The organism is Streptomyces sp. NPDC088194 (assembly GCF_040702025.1).
Lineage (GTDB): Bacteria > Actinomycetota > Actinomycetes > Streptomycetales > Streptomycetaceae > Actinacidiphila.
On record NZ_JBFBIV010000011.1, the window covers coordinates 76,487 to 93,649 of the forward strand.

Below are 17,163 nucleotides of genomic sequence, written 5' to 3' on the forward strand. Positions count from 1 at the left end.
TCGCGCTGGAGTTCGGCGAGCATGCCGGCGGTGGAGCTGGCGACGAGCTTGTACTCCTTGTCGAGCCCGTAGCCGGGGAGGACCTTGGAGCTGAGCAGTTTCATCTCGCCGGCGCCGGGCTCGATGCCGATGATCTTGCCGCCGAACTCGGCCGACTTGCCCTTGAGGTCGGCCATGGTCTTGACGCCCTTGACGTAGGACGGGACCGAGACCTCCAGGGAGGTCTGGTCGTACCACTTGCCGAGGTCGGTGTAGCTGCTGCCGTACTGCTTCATGTACGAGGCGTGCGTGGTGGGCAGCCAGGCGTCGGTGAGGTAGTCGAAGTTGCCGCTGGCCAGTCCGGTGAAGGCGGCGCCGGGGTCGTAGGTGTTGACCTGCGCCTTGTAGCCGCGCTCGTCGAGGACTTCCTTCCAGAGGTTCGCCGAGGCGATCGACTCGTCCCAGTTGAAGGAGCCGATCTTGACCGACTGTCCCTTGCCGACGTTCGTGGACGCGGTCGGAGTCGAGCTGCCGCCGTTGTCCGAGAACACCCCGATGCCGCCCGCGACCAGCGCGAGGATGACCACCGCGGACAGGCCGACGGCCGGGCGCGGCCGGTAGCGCAGCACCGAGAAGCCCTGGGTGGCGCTGCGGGCGCGCGCCAGGGCGCGGCGGCCCAGCGGCGACACCTGGTCGCCGAGGGCGCCGGTGATCCGGTCCAGGTAGATGGCGAGCACCACCACGGATATGCCGCCCTCGAAGCCGAGGCCGATGTTCACCTGGCTGATCGCGCCGAAGACGGTCGAGCCGAGGCCGTCCGCGCCGACCATGCCGCCGATGACGACCATGGACAGCGCCAGCATGATGACCTGGTTGACGCCGGCCATGATGGTCGGCAGCGCCAGCGGCAACTGCACCCGCAGCAGGGTGCGGGACGGCGGTGTGCCGAACGCCTCCGCGGCCTCGACCAGTTCCGGGTCGACCTGCCGGATGCCCAGCTCGGTCATGCGCACGCCGACCGGCATCGCGAAGACGATGGTGGCGATGACGGCGGGCACCGTGCCGAGGCTGAAGAAGATGATCGCCGGGATCAGGTAGACGAACGCCGGCAGCGTCTGCATGACGTCCAGCACCGGCCGGATCAGCACGCTCGCCGTGCGGCGCCGGGCGGCCCAGATGCCCAGCGGCACCGCGAGCGCCAGCGCGACCACCGCCGAGACGACCACCAGGGACAGCGATTCCATCGCCTCGTCCCACTGGGCGACGGAGTCGATGAGCGCGAAGCCGACGAACGCCAGGACGCCCGCGGTCAGCCCGCGCATCCACAGCGCGAGCACCGCGAGGATCGCGGCCATCAGCAGCGGCGACGGGCCGCCGAGCGCCCACTCCACGCCGTTGTACATGCCGTTGACGACATGGCTGATGAAGTTGAAGAGCCAGGACAGGTGGTGGGTGAGCCAGTGGACGACGTCCTCGGCCCAGTCGCCGAAGTGGAGCCTAGGCACGGGTCGCCTCCTTGCCCTCGGCGTCGCCGCCGCCGTCAGGACCGCCCGGGCCGTCAAAACCACCCGGACCGCCCGGTCCACCGGGTCCGCCTGGATCGCCGCCGCTCGGGACGGCGTCGTCCAGCGTCGGGAAGTCGGGCAGGCGGTGGCTGCCGGTGTCCTCCAGGCCCTCGCCGAGCGCGGCGAGCAGCGTCACCCGGGGGATGACGCCGGTCAGCCGGCCGTTGTCGTCGAGCACCGCGAGCGGCAGCTTCGACTGCGAGGCGGGGGTGAGCAGTTCGGACAGCGGCGCGTCCGCGTGCGTGGTGACGCAGTCGGTGTCCATCAGGTCGCGCATGGTGCCCTCGGCCTTGCGCAGCGCCTCGGTGACACGCACCTCGGTGACGGTGCCGACCAGCTTGCGGCCGCGTTCGACGACGAAGGCGGCGGACGCCTGGTCGGTGCGCAGCGCGCGCATGGCGGCGCGCGGGCCGTCGTTGGGGCTCACCATCACCCGCGGCTCCTCCATGATCGAGGCCGCGGTCAGCACCCGGGAACGGTCGACGTCCTGCACGAAGCTGGCCACGTAGTCGTTGGCCGGGTCGGTGAGGATGTCCTCCGCGGTGCCGATCTGGACGATCCGGCCGTCGCGCATCACCGCGATCCGGTCGCCGAGCCGCATCGCCTCGTTGAGGTCGTGGGTGATGAAGACGATCGTCTTGCGCAGCCGCTGCTGGAGCTCCAGCAGCTGGTCCTGCATGTCGCGGCGGATCAGCGGGTCCAGCGCGGAGAAGGACTCGTCCATCAGCAGCAGGTCGGCGTCGGTGGCGAGCGCGCGGGCCAGGCCGACCCGCTGCTGCATGCCGCCGGACAGCTCGTCCGGCCAGGACTTCTCCCAGCCGTCCAGGCCGACCATCGACAGCGCCTCGGCCGCCTTCTCCTCGCGCTCCTTGGCCGGCCGGCCCTGGACCTCCAGGCCGTAGGCGGCGTTCTCCAGGACGCTGCGGTGCGGGAAGAGCGCGAAGTGCTGGAAGACCATGCTGATCTTGCGGGAGCGCAGGTCGCGCAGGGCCTTCGCGGACAGGCCCGTGAGGTCCTGGCCGTCGAACAGCACCCTGCCCGAGGTGGGCTCCAGCAGACCGTTCAGCATGCGCAGCAGCGTGGACTTGCCCGAGCCGGACAGACCCATGACGACGAAGATCTCGCCCTGCTCCACGTCGAAGGAGGCGTCGATCACCGCCGCGGTCGTCCCCTCCTCTCTCAGTTCCGCACGGTCGGCCCCCTCCTGAAGCCGACGAATGCCTTCCTTCGGCTTGCGGCCGAAGACCTTGAATACGTGCTCGATGACGAGCTGTGACACGTTTGCCTTTCGGGGCAGGGGACAGGACGGAACCAGAGGCCGTCGCATACCGGCCAATGAGTTCACATCGAAGCTATCCGGCAGCGACCCGAGTGTCCTGGCAGCGGCAACCGCCGCCAGGAGACGGACCTCCGGGTTCGGGTCGCCGCCTACCCCGTGCCCTACGCAGCGCAAACAAGATCGTCGAAGACCGTCCCGTTTGTCTGATTGTGTACGTATATAAGTGGCCGTTTATCGTGACCGGATCGTGCCCCTTATGACATCGATCCGCAGGGTGGGAACTGTTGACCCGATCTTGACTCAGTGTTAACGATTCTGTGGGGTCGCTGTGATCCGCTTCTCGAACCAGTGGTGGGCGTAGGGCTCGTCGTTGAACGCGGGCACCTCCTGGAAGCCGCAGGAGTGGTAGAGCCTGATCGCCGCGTCGAGGGTCCTGTTGGTGTCCAGCCGCAGCGCGGTGCGGCCGTCGGCGGCGGCCCGGGCCTCCAGTTCGGCGAGGAACCTGCGGCCGAGGCCGAGTCGGCGGGCGTCCGGCGCGACCCACATGCGCTTGATCTCGGCGGGGGCGCCGGCCGGCAGCTTCAGGCCGGCGCAGCCGACCGGCTCGCCGTACAGCCGGGCGATCAGGAAGACGCCGCGCGGCGGGCGCAGGTCGCCCGCGTCGGGCAGCAGGCTCGCCGCGGGGTCGAAGCCGCCCTCGAAGCGCTCGTCCATCTCCGCGAAGTACGCCCGCAGGCAGTGCTCGGCGTCGGGGTGCCCCGGCTCGACGGGCTCCAGGGTGACGGTCGCGGCGGTCAGCAGCCGCTCGACGTCGGCCATCGCCGCGGTCAGCCGGGCCCGCTGCGCGGGGTTGAGCGGCGCCAGGAGGGAGCCGGCCAGCTCGTCGCTGCGGTCGTCGAGCGCGGCACGCTCGGCCCGGCCCGCGTCGGTGAGCCGTACGGTCCGCACCCGCCGGTCGCCGGGTGCCGGCTCCACGGTCACCAGGCCGTCGGCCTCCAGGGCGCGCAGCAGCCTGCTGACGTACCCGGAGTCGAGCCCGAGCCGGTCCCGCAGCCGGCGTACGTCCTGGCCCTGCTCGCCGATCTGCCACAGCAGCCGGGCCTCGCCCACGGGCCGGTCGCGGCCGAGGTAGCGGTCGTGGAGCACGCCCACGCGTTCGGTGACGGTGCGGTTGAACCGTCGCACCTGGTCGATCTGCGCCGTATCCATTCTCTGACTCTAGTCAGAGAATCGGGTGTCGGGACAGGGGCGGACGGGGCGGGTGTGGGTGCGGGTGGGGATCGGGTGCGGGATACGGGCGCCGGGTCGGGCGCGGGATACGGGCGCCGGGTCGGACGCGGTGGCGGGAATCGGGTCGGGCACGGTGGCGGGAATTGGCTCGGGATCGGGTCGGGATCGGGTCGGGCTCGGGCGCCCGGCGGGGTGGCGGGCGGTCGGGCGTAGGCTGCGGGAAAGGTGAACGTTCAGCCATTGCATGGGCATGGACGCGGGAGGACGGGGAGGCGGCCGATGGCGGGCAGCATGGGGAGGCCGCGGCGGGCGCTGTGGATCACGGCCGCGGCCGGGCTCGCGGTGGACCAGGTGACGAAGGCCGTCGCCGCGGTGGCCGTGGAGGGCAAGCAGCCGGTGCACGCGCTGGGCGGCGGCGTGACCTTCACCGCCTTCCGCAACTCCGGCGCGGCCGGGTCCTTCGCCCCGCACGCCACCCTCGTCTTCACGGTGCTGGCCGTCGGCGTGCTCTCCTTCATCACCTGGGCGTCCTCGTCCGTGCGCTCGGTCGGCTGGGCGGTCGGGCTCGGGCTGCTCTTCGCCGGCGCCGGCGGCAACCTCGCCGACCGGCTCTTCCGCCACCCCGGGTTCGGCCGCGGCGCCGTGCTGGACTTCATCCAGATCGGTCACTCCGGGATCTTCAACCTCGCCGACCAGTGCGTGACCTTCGGCGCGCTGACGATCCTGGTGCAGACCTTCCGCGGGGTCCCGATGCGGGCGCCCGGCCCGGCGCACTGACCCTCGTCCCGCCGAACCGGCCCTGGACCGGGGCCGGTTCGGGCCGGATCACCCGCCGGCCGCTCCGCGGCGCAGGACCAGGTGACTCCACGACACCCCGGGGCGGCCGTGCGGGTCCGGCCGCTCGCTGCGGTGGACCCGGCGCAGACCGTGGTCGCGGCCGAGCCGGACCGTCTCGTCCGCCGAGACGTCGAACATGCGCCGGCCCGCCGGGACCGGGCCGTGCCGCAGCGACAGCACGACCTGCCCCTCGGCGGCGAGCAGGTCGGCGAGCGCTCCCATCGCCGCCGTCCGCTGGCCCGCGTCGAGATGCATCCACACCGCGGTCAGCAGGATCAGCTCGAAGCGCCGCTCGGGTCCGTCGCCGCGCCCGCGCAGCGCCGGGAGGCCGGGCAGCGCGTCGTCGACCCACTCGATGTCCTGGTCGGCATGGATCTTCCGGCCCAGGGCGCGCAGTTCCGCGGTCGGTTCGACGGCGACGACCCGGTGCCCCAGCGCGGCCAGCGCGGCGGCGTCGCGTCCGCTGCCCGCGCCGATGTCCAGGACCGCGGCCGGCCGGGTCGGCAGCAGGTGCAGCGTGTCGCGATGGACGTCGGCGAAGGACACGCTCTCGTACTGCCCGGCGAGCGTCTCGGCGGCTTCGGCGTAGCCCGCGGTGGTCGGCATCTGCCGCGCATCGATCATCGGCACAGCGTAGATCGCGCGGCGGGGGCCGGAAAAGGCGCTCGGCGCGGGTCGTTCCACGACGGGATCGGGGAGCCGTCAGCCGTTCGAGGCGCCGTCCGGGGCGGTCCAGACGTCCGGGCCGCCGCCGTGCCACACGAACAGCTCGGGGTCGTCGAGGCTGACCGCGTCCGGGTCGAGGCCCGCGCGGCGAAGGAACTCCAGCAGGTCACCGGGGCTGCGGGCGAGTCCGAGCGTCTCCCGGCCGACCCGTATCCGGCGGCCGGCGGGGGCCGGCGGTTCCACGATGACCTGAGTTCCGCGTTCCTCGTCCATGCCCCCAGCCTGCCCATGCGGCGCCACGTGTGCATGTCGACCCGGTAACGACCCGGGGCCGACCGCGTGCGCGCCGGGCGGTCAGGGCAGCGGGCCGAAGGCGCGGCGGTACGCCTGGGGGCTGACGCCGGTCGTGCGCTTGAAGCGGTCGCGGAAGGCGGTGGGCGACCCGAACCCGACCTGGGCGCCGATGCGTTCGACGGAGTGCGCGGTGGTCTCCAGCAGGTGCTGGGCCTGCCGGACCCGGGCCCGGTGGAGCCACTGGAGCGGGGTGACGCCGGTCTGGTCGCGGAACCGCCGGATCAGGGTGCGGGTGCTCAGGCCGGCCCGCGCGGCGATGTCGGCGAGGGTCAGCTCGCGCCCCAGGTCCTCCTGGAGCCAGCCGAGCAGCGGTTCGAGCGCGGAGCCCTGCGGCGTGGGCGTGTGCGGGTACACGATGAACTGCGCCTGACCGCCCTCGCGTTCGAGCGGCACCACGGACAGCCGCGCGGCGTCGGCGGCGACGGCGGAACCGTAGTCGGAGCGGATCATGTGCAGGCACAGGTCCAGGCCGGCGGCCGCGCCCGCCGAGGTGAGGATCTGCCCGTTGTCGACGTAGAGGACGTCGGGGTCCACCTCGATCTGCGGGTGGGTGGCGGCCAGCAGATCGGCGGCGACCCAGTGCGTGGTCGCGCGCAGGCCGTCCAGCAGGCCGGTCGCGGCGAGCGGGAAGGCGCCGGTGCAGAGGGAGGCGATCCGGGTGCCGTTCTTCGCGGCGGCGCGCAGGGCGTCGCGGACGGCGGGGCTGATCGGCGCCGCGGGGTCGGCGGTGCCGGGCACGATGATCGTGTCGGCGGCGGCCAGCGCGTCCAGGGCCCAGGGCGCGGTCAGGGTGAAGGTGCCGGCGTCGACCTGGGGCCGCTCGGCGCAGACGCGTACCTGGTAGGCCGTACGCCCGTCGGGCAGCCGGGTACGGGCGAACACCTCCAGCGGCGTGGACAGGTCGAAGGGGATCACCTGGTCCAGCGCGAGTACGGCGACGGTGTGCATGTCCAGAAGGTACCTCCCCGCCGGGCAGTCCGATCCGGGACCCCGCTCCCGGAGCGGAGCAGGAGTGCAGTTCAGCCGGTCTTCCCGCCTCTCGCACGGCCGTTGGCGATTTTCCGTTGAAAGGTGGCGTTCGTGCCACTGGGGTGGCGGCCGGGCGGCCCCTAGCGTCGGAGGCGAACCGGCGCCGGCCGGCCACTTGATCCCGAAGCACCTGCTCCTGAAGGAAGTTCCATGCACGTCCAGATCGACCTGCCGCCCCCCGCGGGCTCCCTCGCCCTGACCGACGGCTCAGCCGCCGGATGCCCTCGCGCGGCCACGGCCACGACCACGGCCACGGCCACGACCACGGCCACGACCACGACCACGGCCACGGCCACGGCCGCCGGGAGCATGGGACGCCGGCCGTGACGAAGGTCTTCCTCTCCCTGCACGTCCTGGCGGCGCTGCTGTGCATCGGGCCGGTCACCGTCGCCGCGAGCATGTTCCCCCGCGCGCTGCGGGCCGCCCACGGCGAACCGCGCGACGACCAGGCCGTGACGACCCTGCGGATGCTGCACCGCATCTGCCGCGTGTACGCCGCGATCGGCGTCGCCGTCCCCGTCCTCGGCTTCGCCACCGCCGGCAGCCTGGGCGTCCTGGGGACAGGTTGGCTGATCGCGTCGATCCTGCTGACGGCGGCGGCCGCCGCGGTCCTGGCGCTGCTGATCCTGCCCGCCCAGGACCGCGCGCTCGATGCCGCCGAGGACGCCGAACCCGGCCCGGTCACCCGGGTCGCCGGCCGACTCGCCTCGCTCACCGGCGTGTTCAACCTGCTGTGGGCCACGGTCACCGTGCTGATGATCGTCCGCCCCGGTTCCACGACGGGGGCATGAGGATGCGTCCACGGTCCCTGCGCATCGCCGCGCACGTCGAACTGGTCTCGCTGGCGGTCCTGTTGGCGAACCTCGCCACCGCCCACCTCCAGCCGGTCTCCTCGCTGGTCGGTCCCACCCACGGCTGCGCGTACCTGTTCGTGGTGGTCACGACCTGGCGCCTGCGGGCGGCCGGCGGCACGACCAGGGCCGTCGCGTTCGTGCCCGGCGTCGGCGGCCTGCTCGCACTGCGGCGGCTCGCGCACGCCGCGGGGTGACGCGGCGTCAGCCGGGTTCGAGGGCCTTGGCGTAGACCGAGGAACTGCGGCGCACGCTCATGCCGAGGTGCTCGTAGAGGGTCAGCGCGCCGGTCGCGGAGTGGGTCCACAGGGTGCAGCCGATTCGGCCGCGCCGGTGGAAGGCGCGGAAGGTCTCCCGCAGCAGCACCCCGGCGATGCCGCGGCCGCGGTGGTCGGCGCGCACCGCGAGCCGGTCGACGTAGCCCTCGGCCGAGCCCGGCACGTCGAGGGCCACCAGCGCGCCGACCATCTCGCCGCCGGCGAACGCCACGGGCGACATCGCGGGTGCGAACGCGGCCTGCTCGACGGTGAGTCGGGCCCACTCGTCGTACGGCAGCCGGCGCTTCTGCCACTGGCCGAAGGCGTCCTCGACGAGCCGGTGCGCCGCGTGCTCGTCACCCGGGCGGAACGGCCGTACGGTCACGCCCGCGGGCGGTTCGGGCACCTCGGGCTCGTCGGGCACCGCGATGCCCAGCAGCCACTGCGTCACGAACGGCGCGTACCCGCGCGAGAGCAGCAGCGCGACGGCCGCCGCGTCGCAGTCCTCGGCCGGCTGCGCGAGCCGCACCCCGCCCATCAGCCGGGCCCGCGCCTCGGCCCAGTCGAGCAGCAGACCGCCCAACCCCCGCCCGCGGTGGGCGGGATGGACGTCCACCTCGCTGCGGCGGCCGCCGTGCACCCACACCCGGCCGACGAGTTCCGGCTCGGCGCCGGGGCGCGGACCCGGTCCCGGCGCGTGCACGAGCAGCGTGTCGAGCGCCGGGTCCAGATCGGGCAGCGTCAGGCGCGCGGTGACGGCGTCGGCGCCGGTCTCCACGCTGCCGAGCAGGTCGTGCTCGCAGGCGGCGACGAGCCGGTGGATCGCGCCGGCGTCGGCGAGCGTGGCCGGCCGGGCGCGGTACGGCGCGGGAAGCGGCGGAGCCGGCGGGGACGCTGCGGACAGCGGGGACGGGGCCGGATGGGCGTCGGGGGTCTCAGGCATGGGCGCTTCCGCCTCCGTCGTGCGGGGCCGGGGGATCGGCCGGGGGCTGATCGGCCGGCGGATGACCGGTTGGGGCGGCCGAGGTGCCCGCGAGCGCGTAGCGGACGAAGAGCACCGCTTCGACGTCGCCGTGCGGCGCGCTGTAGAGGTGCGCGCGGTCGGCCCGCCAGTGCGCGTACCCGCCGGGGCCGGCGGTGACGGGTGCGGCGGGCTCGCCGACGACGGCGGTGCCGCTGAGCACGTAGAGATGCTCCCGGGTGCCCGGCAGATGGGGGTCCGACCGTTGGACCGCGCCGGCGCGTATGTGGATACGGAACACGTCGGTGATGGCGACCGGGCTCTCGTGCCGCTCGGTGAGCAGCGCGGTGACGGCCTCGCCGCTGGCGTGGGCGCGGGCCCCGCCGGGGGGCAGCAGGGAGCTGAGCGGATCGGCGAGCACCGAACTGAGCGGTGTGCCGAGCGCGGTGGTCAGCGCGTACAGCGTCTCCAGGGTGGGGTTGCGCCGGCCGCCCTCCAGTTCGGACAGCGTCGCCTTGCCGACGCCCGAGCGCCGGGCGAGTTCGGACAGCGACAGCCGCCGCTCCTCGCGCAGGGCCCGCAAACGCCGCCCCACCTGCTCGTTCAGCTCCATCGACCTTCCCGGGGACGCCGGTCCGCGGCCGCAGACGATTGACGGGCGCGCTCCGCTAACTCTAGCGTTCCACATACGGAACGTTCCATACATGGAACGAGTCCCCACCTCGCCTCGCCCCGCGCCCGAGCCCCCGTGCGTTCCGTCCGACCTCCCCGGGAAGCAACCGATGACCACCTCAGCGCCCCGCCGTACCGCCGCGGCCCACATACGCGCGGCCGCGCCCCCGTCCGCGGTCACGGCCGGCCTGGTCACGGTGCTGGTCGGCACCACCAGCTCGGCCGCGATCGTGCTCGCCGCGGCCCGGGCAGCGGGCGCCGACTCGGCCGAACTCGCCTCCTGGATGCTCGCGTTGGGGGTCGGCCTCGGCGCCACCTGCATCGGCCTCTCGCTGCGCTACCGGGCGCCGGTGGTCACCGCCTGGTCGACGCCGGGCGCGGCGCTGCTGGCCACCGGGCTCGCCGGCGCGTCGATGGGGCAGGCGGTCGGCGCGTTCCTGCTCTCGTCCGTGCTCATCCTGGTCAGCGGGGTGACCGGCTGGTTCGCCCGGGCGATGGCGTCGATCCCGGTGTCGCTCGCGTCGGCGCTGCTGGCCGGGGTGCTGCTGGAGTTCGGCACCGGGCTCTTCCGCACCATGCACGGCCACTTCGGCATCACCTTCCCGATGTTCGCGGCCTACCTGCTCGTCCGGCGCATACGTCCGCGGTACGCCGTGCTCGCCGCCCTCCTCGTCGGCATCGCGGCGACCACCGCGGCCGGTGACTGGGGCGGCGCGGCCGGCCACATCCGGCTCACCCCCGCGGTGCCCGTCTTCACCGCCCCCCAGTTCGACTGGCACACCCTGATCGGCGCGGGCCTGCCGCTGTACGTGGTGACCATGGCCTCGCAGAACCTGCCCGGCGTCGCGGTCCTGCGGGGCGACGGATACGACGTCCCGGTCTCCCCGCTGATCGGCTGGACCGGCGCGGCGGGCGCGGTCCTCGCTCCCTTCGGTGCCTTCGCGATCAACCTGGCGGCGATCTCCGCGGCGATCTGCACCGGCCCCGACGCCCACCCCGACCGGGACCGGCGCTTCCTCGCCGCGGTCTGGGCGGGCGTGTTCTACCTGTGCGTCGCGCTGTTCGGCGGGACCATCGGGACGCTGCTGACCGCGATGCCGCAGGCGCTGGTGCTCGGCACCGCGGGGGTGGGGCTGCTCGGCACCATCGGGAGTTCCCTGCACGGTGCGCTGACCGCCGAGGGTGATCGTGAAGCCGCGGTCGTCACTTTCCTCGCGACCGCTTCCGGGGTCACCCTGCTCGGTATCGGCTCCGCCTTCTGGGGGTTGCTCGCCGGGGTCTTCACGATGCTCGTCGCCCGGCTGACCGGACCCTCCCGGGTGCCCCGTCCCGCCGGTTGAGGGACCACCTCCCGGTGGTGGCTGGATGGGGGGTACCTCCCAGGCGAAGCACTGGGGGAGCGCGCGACCAGCAGGTCACCGGGCTGACGCCGGGTTCGGCCCTCGGCCGCAGCGGCGCGTAGCCGAAAACCGTAAGATGGCGGTGCGGCACCCCGTGGGGGGCCGCGCGGCGGTGGGGCCCGCCGTACCCGAACCGCGGTGAGGATGCCGCCAACGGTCCCTGCTTGCGACGCGCACACCCGCATCGCGCCGAGAGGCGCGGGCATGTGCGCCGTACCGATGCGAGTAGGAGACTCACGTGGCAGACCCGCGCCCGCCCCTCTTCGAGGAGCCGGTCGACCCCGACATCGACCTGCATGTCCCGGACCAGCGCACCGAACTGAGCAGGCATCCGGCGGTGGTCATCGCCGTGATCGCGGTCGGCGGTGCGATCGGCGCGTGCGCCCGCTACGGCGCCGCGCGGCTGTGGCCGACCGCGACCGACGCCTTTCCGTGGACGACGCTCGGCGTCAACGTCGTGGGCTGCGCGGTCATCGGCGTGTTCATGGTGCTGATCACCGACGTGTGGACCGCGCACCACCTGGTCCGGCCGTTCTTCGGCACCGGAGTGCTGGGCGGCTTCACCACCTTCTCCACCTACGCGACCGACGTACGCGGCCTGGTCGACCACGGCCATCCGCGCCCCGCGCTGGGCTACTTGGCGCTGACCGTGGCGGCCGCGCTGGTCGCGGTGTGGGCGGGCGCGCAGGCGACCCGGCGGGTCGTGGCGGCGGCGACGGGCCGGGAGGTCCGGTGAACTGGCTGCTCGTCGTCCTCGGCGCCATGGTGGGCGCCCCGTTGCGCTACCTCACCGACCGCGCCGTGCAGGCCAAGCACGACACCGCCTTCCCGTGGGGCACCTTCGCGGTGAACGTCAGCGGCTGCGCGGTGCTCGGCCTGGTCGGCGGGGCCGCGGCCGAGGGCGCCGCCTCCCCGCATCTGCAACTCCTGCTCGGCACCGGGTTCTGCGGCGCCCTCACCACCTACTCGACCTTCTCCTACGAGACGTTGCGGCTGGTGGAGAACCGGGCCCGTTTCTACGCGGCCGCGAACGTCGTCGGCAGCCTCACCGCGGGACTGGGCGCCGCGTTCACCGGCACCGCGCTCGCCCAGGCGTTCTGGGGCTGACCCCGCCGGCGGGTCCACGGCCGCGGCGCGGTCAGCGCGCCGACACCGGGACGTGCGGGGTGGCGGCGTAGGCCGCGGTGGGGTTCATCGCGGTGCCGTGCACGGAGACCGTGGCGGCGGTGGCGACCTTCACGCAGGCCGGGCCGGAGGACCGTTTCGCCCGGGCCGACCGGCCGGCGGCAGGCGTGGCGGAGCCGTCGGGTCCGTCGAAGGACTCGTCGACGCGGGCGGACCCCTGGGCCCTGGCCTTGCGCGGCGGCGTGTCGTCCGCGATCGCGGCGAAGACGCCCCGGGCGGCGGCCGCCGGGACCACGTGGGCGCCGTCGTCCGGGTCGGGAACCGTCGGCATCGTGGCGTAGTCGACCCGGGCGGAGGGGACCTTGCGCACGTCGTCCGCGAGCCCGATCAGCTTGGGGACGGCGGCCAGACCGGGGTCGACGGTGAGGGACTTGGTGGCCGTGTCGGCCAGCGACAGCATCCCGGCCGGGTCGGTGAGCGAGCCGCTGCGCCGCAGCCGCGTGCCCAGCGCGCTCAGGAAGAGGTGCTGCGCGGACGTACGCCCCAGGTCGCTGCCGTCGCCGAACGCGTGCCGGGTGCGCAGGAACTCCAGCGCGGCCTGGCCGCGCAAATCGTGCCGGCCGCGGGCCAGCCTCAGATGCGAGTAGGGGTCGTACATGTCGCGGTCCACGCAGACCGGCACCCCGCCGACCGCGTCGGACATCCGCACCACGCCCGCGAAATCGGCCATCACGAAGTGGTCGATGGGGATGCCGGTCAGGGCGTGCACGGCCGCGACGGTGCAGCCGGGACCGTACTGGAGCGAGGAGTTGACCGGGCCGCGGTGCGCGGCGGCGGTCCCGCCCTTCGGGGCACGGCAGGCCGGCAGGTCGGTGACGGTGTCGCGGGGGATGCTCAGCACCGTGGCGTGGGAGCGGTCGGCGGACAGGTGCAGCACCATCGCCACGTCCGCGTTGCGGCCCGGGCCGCAGTCGCCGCCGAGCTTGCAGTCCGCCGGGTCCGCGCGGGTGTCGGAGCCGATCACCAGGACGTTCACCGGCGTACGGCCGAAGGCGTCCGGGCGCTCGTGGCCCGCGTTCCCGCCGATGCCGCCGAACAGCGGCATGTCCCGGATGTTGCCGTTCAGCCGCAGGTAGACCAGCGTGCCCGCGCCCGCCGCCACCAGCACCGCCAGCGACAGGCCGAAGGTCAGTCCGCGCAGCAGCCAGTAGCGGCGCCGGACGGCGGCCGGGAGGGGCGGGCGCGCCGGCCACACGGTCTCGCCGCGCGCCGGCCGCCGCCACGGACCGCCGGACGTCCCGCGCTGCTGCTGCCCCTCGGCCATGGTTGTGCACGTCCTCGCGTCCGTCGCCCGCGCACCGGTCGGCCCGCCGCCACCAGCGCAGTTGCAGTATCACCCACGGTGCACGGGAAACCGCGCTCCGTACCGGCGGGGGTGTCGCGCCCGCCCGACGCGCCCTTCGCCCGCCCGCCCGGGCCGATTACGGTGGACGGCACGGGACGAGACGGCGAGACGGTACGGAGGCGGCCATGCGCGACACGGACCCGGGCCCGGACGCGGCCCTGAGCGCCGTCCCGCCGGCGCGTTCCGCCGGGGACGCGGGCGTTGACCCGGACCCGGACCCCGCCACCGCGTCCCACGACCCCGCGCCCGACAGCCCCGCGCCCGGAACCACGCTCCCCGACGCCGCCACCGCGGTCCCCGACCCTGATCCCGACCAGGACCCCGGACTGTTCGGCCCCGACTCCGTGACCTGGCAGTTGCACGGCGACCCGATCATGTGGATCGCCGGCATCCGCGCGCTGTACCTCCAGGCGCTGCACCCGCGCGCGGTGCGCGGTGTCGCGCAGAACTCCGACTTCCGGCGCGATGCGTGGGGCCGCCTGCTGCGCACCGCGTCCTTCGTCGGCCGGATCACCTACGGGACCACGCCCGCCGCGGAGCAGGCCGGGGCCCGTATCCGCGGCATCCACCGCAGGCTGACGGCGATCGACCCCGGCACGGGCGAGCGGTTCGGCATCGACGACCCCGAACTGCTGCTGTGGGTGCACTGCGCCGAGATCGACTCGTATCTGAACGTCGCGCGCCGCTCCGGGTTCCCGCTCACCGAAGCCCACGCGGACGCCTACGTCGACGAGCAGCGCGAGGCCGCCCGGCTGGTGGGCCTCGATCCGGCCGGCGTGCCCGCCGACACCGCGCAACTCGCCCGCTACTTCACCGAGATCCGCCCCGAACTGGCCGTCACCCCCGAGGCGTTCGACGTGGTCCGGTTCCTGAAGGCGCCGCCGGTGCACGCCGTCCTGCGGCCGGCGCGGTTCGCGGTGTGGCCGGCCGTCTCGGGCACCGCCTTCGCCGCCCTGCCGCCGTACGCCCACGCGTTGTACGGGCGGACCGCGCCGTCGCGGGCCGCCGCGGACCGCAGGCTGCGGGTCGCCGGGCGGGCGCTGCGGGCGATCCCGGCCACCGTGCGCTGGCAGTTGCCGCCCGGTCACATCCTCAAGGCGGTCGCCCGGCTGGGCCCCGGCACCCGCCCCTCGGCTCGGCGCCTTCCCCCGAATGAGCCCGAAGTGCCCTGATGCGCTGTCCCCCTATGTCGCCCCGCCCGGCCATACTGGGTGCGGGGAAGCACCGACACGAGCACCGATGAGCACGGGGGCACGGCGCTGATGGAGGCTGGACACCACGACGGACCGTACGGACCCGGCGGCGCGGCACCGACCGCCGGCGCGGGCGCGGGCGGCGCCACCACCGCCGACCCGGGAAGCAGCGCGGGCACCCGCGCCGACAGCATGCTGATCCAGGGCCGCTACCGGCTGCACGAACTGATCGGCCGCGGCGGCATGGGCGAGGTGTGGCGCGCGCTGGACGAGTCGCTGGGCCGCCGGGTGGCGGTCAAGTGCCTCAAACCGATGGGGCATTCCGGCGACGCGGGGTTCACCCGGGTGCTCCAGGAGCGGTTCCGGCGCGAGGCGCGGGTGGCGGCGGCGCTCCAGCACCGCGGCATCACCGTCGTGCACGACTTCGGCGAGCACGACGGCGTGCTGTTCCTGGTGATGGAGCTGCTCGACGGCCGCAACCTGCTCCAGGTCCTCGACGACGCCCGCCGGCACCCGCTGCCGGTCCCCGACATCACCGACATCGCCGAACAGGTCGCCGCGGCCCTCGCCTACACGCACGCCCAGGGCGTCGTGCACCGGGACCTGAAACCGGCCAACATCATGCGGCTCACCGACGGCGCCGTGAAGATCTGCGACTTCGGCATCGCCCGGCTCGGCCACGACATCGGCTTCACCTCCCGCCTCACCGGCACCGGTGTCGCCATGGGCACCCCGCACTACATGTCCCCCGAGCAGATCGGCAACTCCGCCGTCGACCAGCGCAGCGACCTGTACTCGCTCGGCTGCGTGCTGTACGAACTCGCCACCGGGCACCCGCCGTTCGACCTCGGCGACGCCTGGTCGATCCTGGTCGGGCACCGCGACAACATTCCCGATCCGCCGCGCGCCGAGCGCCCCGAGCTGCCGGTGGAGCTGGAACTCCTCATCCTCGACCTGCTCGCCAAGGACCCCGAGGACCGCCCGCAGGACGCCGCCGACGTCGGCGGGCGGCTCAAGGCGATGCGCGCGGGGGACAAGGTGGCGACCGCGACCGGCGCCGTGCCGGACTGGGCGCGCACGCTGAGCACCGGGCCGCAGGCCCGTTCCACCCGGCCCCGTACGCCCGCCGTGCCCGCCCGCCACGAACTGACCGGTGCCTGGTCCACCCGCACCGTCACCGCGTCCGCCGACCCGGCCGCGCTCGCCGAACTCGCCGCCCGCCAGGCCGAGGCCGACGACCTCGGCCGGATCGGCAACTGGCGGGAGTCGTACGAACTGCACACCGCCGTCGCCACCGCCCGCGACCGCGCCCAGGGCACCGAGCACCCCGACACCCTGGCCAGCCGGCACGAAGCGGCCTACTGCCTGACCCGACTCGGCCGGGCCGAGGAGGCGTTGCGGCTGTACGCCTATGTCGCGGAGGTGCGGCGCCGGGTGCTCGGGCCCGACGACGCCGACACGCTCGCCGCGCGGCACGAAGCGGCGTACGCGCTCGGCGCGCTCGGCCGGCACCTGGAGGCCCACCAGGAGTTCTCCGCGGTGCTCGACGCCCGCGAGCGCACCGTCGGCCCCGACCACCCCGACACGCTGCGGTGCAAGCACAACCTCGCCTACAACCTGGCCGAGTTGGGCCGTACGCAGGAGGCGTACACCACTGCCGTCCAGGTCGCCGACGCCCGGTCGCGGGTGCTGGGCGCCGAGCACCCCGAGACGCTCGGCACCCGTTTCGAGGTCGGGTTCACGCTCGGCCGGGCGGGCCGCTGGGCGGATGCGCTGGAGGTCTACCGGGAGGTCGGCGAGGTCCGCGCCCGCGTGCTGGGCACCGAGCACTCCGCCACGCTCGCCGTCCGCTACGAGACCGGCATCTGCCTGACCCGGCTCGGCCGCACCTCCGACGCCCTCGTGCTCTACGAGGACCTGGTCGCCGCCCTCACCCGCACCGCCGGCTCCAGCGACGAGGAGACGTTGCGGGCCCGTCAGGCGCTCGGCGTCAGCCTCGGCCGGCTCGGCCAGTGGGACCGCGCGCTGGCCGAGGCCCGCGACGTGGCCGCCGTCCGGGAGCGCGTGCTGGGCGCCGACCACGCCGACACCCTCGTCAGCAAGCGGGAGATCGCGGTGTGCCTGGGCTGGCTCGGGCGCTGGGGTGACGCCCTGGGCGTCTACCATGACGTCGCCGACGCGCGCGAGGCGCTGCTGGGGCCCGACCACCCCGACACCCTCACCAGCCGCAACGACGAGGCCCGTTGCCTGGAGCACCTCGGCCGCAGCGATGAGGCCCAGGCGCTGTACCGGCGCGTCGCCACCCACCGGGAGGACGGCCCGGAACGCCTCTAGCAGGTCCGTGGCCCGCTGGATTCCAC

General features: G+C 74.1%; 17 protein-coding genes. 8 read left to right on the forward strand and 9 right to left on the reverse strand.

Annotated features, from left to right (window positions below; all coding sequences use genetic code 11):
* The 3 genes from AB0399_RS08490 to AB0399_RS08500 form a co-directional block, all read right to left on the reverse strand.
* Positions 1-1,484 (reverse strand): glycine betaine ABC transporter substrate-binding protein (locus AB0399_RS08490; RefSeq protein WP_366410701.1); only part of this gene is annotated, 1,484 nt, incomplete at its 3' end.
* On the reverse strand, positions 1,477-2,823 hold the full coding sequence (locus tag AB0399_RS08495) for a glycine betaine/L-proline ABC transporter ATP-binding protein (RefSeq protein ID WP_366410702.1): 1,347 nt from the start codon (positions 2,821-2,823) through the stop codon (positions 1,477-1,479). The genes AB0399_RS08490 and AB0399_RS08495, both read right to left, overlap by 8 nt.
* Positions 2,824-3,129: 306 nt before the next feature.
* Positions 3,130-4,032 carry a bifunctional helix-turn-helix transcriptional regulator/GNAT family N-acetyltransferase gene (locus tag AB0399_RS08500; RefSeq protein WP_366410703.1) on the reverse strand — a complete coding sequence of 301 codons (903 nt, stop codon included), beginning with the start codon at positions 4,030-4,032 and terminating at the stop codon, positions 3,130-3,132.
* Between the two features lie 300 nt (positions 4,033-4,332).
* On the opposite strand from AB0399_RS08500, the gene AB0399_RS08505 reads away from it, so the two are divergent.
* On the forward strand, positions 4,333-4,830 hold the full coding sequence (locus AB0399_RS08505; RefSeq protein WP_328472361.1) for a signal peptidase II: 498 nt from the start codon (positions 4,333-4,335) through the stop codon (positions 4,828-4,830).
* Positions 4,831-4,878: 48 nt separating this feature from the next.
* Here the strand turns inward: AB0399_RS08505 and AB0399_RS08510 are convergent, their stop codons facing one another.
* From AB0399_RS08510 to AB0399_RS08520, 3 genes are all read right to left on the reverse strand, one after another.
* Positions 4,879-5,514: a class I SAM-dependent methyltransferase gene (locus tag AB0399_RS08510; RefSeq protein ID WP_366410704.1), complete on the reverse strand. Its 636-nt coding sequence runs from the start codon at positions 5,512-5,514 to the stop codon at positions 4,879-4,881.
* A gap of 78 nt (positions 5,515-5,592) precedes the next feature.
* Positions 5,593-5,829: a hypothetical protein gene (locus AB0399_RS08515; protein ID WP_366410705.1), complete on the reverse strand. Its 237-nt coding sequence runs from the start codon at positions 5,827-5,829 to the stop codon at positions 5,593-5,595.
* Positions 5,830-5,910: 81 nt separating this feature from the next.
* Positions 5,911-6,858, reverse strand: coding sequence for a helix-turn-helix domain-containing protein (locus AB0399_RS08520; protein WP_366410706.1), 948 nt, complete (start codon positions 6,856-6,858; stop codon positions 5,911-5,913).
* A gap of 404 nt (positions 6,859-7,262) precedes the next feature.
* On the opposite strand from AB0399_RS08520, the gene AB0399_RS08525 reads away from it, so the two are divergent.
* A complete protein-coding gene (locus AB0399_RS08525) occupies positions 7,263-7,730 on the forward strand; it encodes a DUF2269 family protein (RefSeq protein ID WP_329373673.1) in 468 nt (155 codons plus the stop codon).
* Positions 7,727-7,987 (forward strand): DUF3817 domain-containing protein, encoded by a 261-nt coding sequence (locus tag AB0399_RS08530; RefSeq protein WP_366410707.1) that lies wholly within the window; start codon positions 7,727-7,729, stop codon positions 7,985-7,987. Before AB0399_RS08525 ends, AB0399_RS08530 begins: the two co-directional genes overlap by 4 nt.
* Before the next feature lie 7 nt (positions 7,988-7,994).
* Here the strand turns inward: AB0399_RS08530 and AB0399_RS08535 are convergent, their stop codons facing one another.
* Both AB0399_RS08535 and AB0399_RS08540 read right to left on the reverse strand, forming a co-directional pair.
* Entirely contained in the window at positions 7,995-8,990 is a 996-nt protein-coding gene (locus AB0399_RS08535) for a GNAT family N-acetyltransferase (RefSeq protein WP_366410708.1), read from the reverse strand.
* Positions 8,983-9,621 carry a helix-turn-helix domain-containing protein gene (locus tag AB0399_RS08540; RefSeq protein WP_366410709.1) on the reverse strand — a complete coding sequence of 213 codons (639 nt, stop codon included), beginning with the start codon at positions 9,619-9,621 and terminating at the stop codon, positions 8,983-8,985. The genes AB0399_RS08535 and AB0399_RS08540 overlap by 8 nt, the downstream gene beginning before the upstream one ends.
* Before the next feature lie 169 nt (positions 9,622-9,790).
* Between AB0399_RS08540 and AB0399_RS08545 the strand changes: the two genes are divergently transcribed.
* The 3 genes from AB0399_RS08545 (at position 9,791) to crcB (AB0399_RS08555) (ending at position 12,187) form a co-directional block, all read left to right on the forward strand.
* Positions 9,791-11,020: a benzoate/H(+) symporter BenE family transporter gene (locus AB0399_RS08545; RefSeq protein ID WP_366410710.1), complete on the forward strand. Its 1,230-nt coding sequence runs from the start codon at positions 9,791-9,793 to the stop codon at positions 11,018-11,020.
* A 346-nt stretch (positions 11,021-11,366) separates the two neighbouring features.
* Positions 11,367-11,816: a fluoride efflux transporter CrcB gene (gene crcB, locus AB0399_RS08550; protein WP_329373669.1), complete on the forward strand. Its 450-nt coding sequence runs from the start codon at positions 11,367-11,369 to the stop codon at positions 11,814-11,816.
* The gene (crcB, locus tag AB0399_RS08555; protein ID WP_328472379.1) at positions 11,813-12,187 is read left to right on the forward strand and encodes a fluoride efflux transporter CrcB; all 375 of its coding nucleotides are present in this window, start codon (positions 11,813-11,815) and stop codon (positions 12,185-12,187) included. Before crcB (AB0399_RS08550) ends, crcB (AB0399_RS08555) begins: the two co-directional genes overlap by 4 nt.
* A gap of 31 nt (positions 12,188-12,218) precedes the next feature.
* Here crcB (AB0399_RS08555) and AB0399_RS08560 read toward each other — a convergent pair whose 3' ends face one another.
* The gene (locus AB0399_RS08560; RefSeq protein WP_366410711.1) at positions 12,219-13,529 is read right to left on the reverse strand and encodes an LCP family protein; all 1,311 of its coding nucleotides are present in this window, start codon (positions 13,527-13,529) and stop codon (positions 12,219-12,221) included.
* A gap of 206 nt (positions 13,530-13,735) precedes the next feature.
* Between AB0399_RS08560 and AB0399_RS08565 the strand changes: the two genes are divergently transcribed.
* Together AB0399_RS08565 and AB0399_RS08570 are read left to right on the forward strand one after the other, a co-directional pair.
* Positions 13,736-14,782, forward strand: a complete 1,047-nt coding sequence (locus AB0399_RS08565; protein ID WP_366410712.1) for an oxygenase MpaB family protein — start codon at positions 13,736-13,738, stop codon at positions 14,780-14,782.
* Between the two features lie 213 nt (positions 14,783-14,995).
* Positions 14,996-17,137, forward strand: a complete 2,142-nt coding sequence (locus AB0399_RS08570) for a tetratricopeptide repeat protein (protein WP_329373667.1) — start codon at positions 14,996-14,998, stop codon at positions 17,135-17,137.
* The last annotated feature ends 26 nt before the right edge of the window (positions 17,138-17,163 follow it).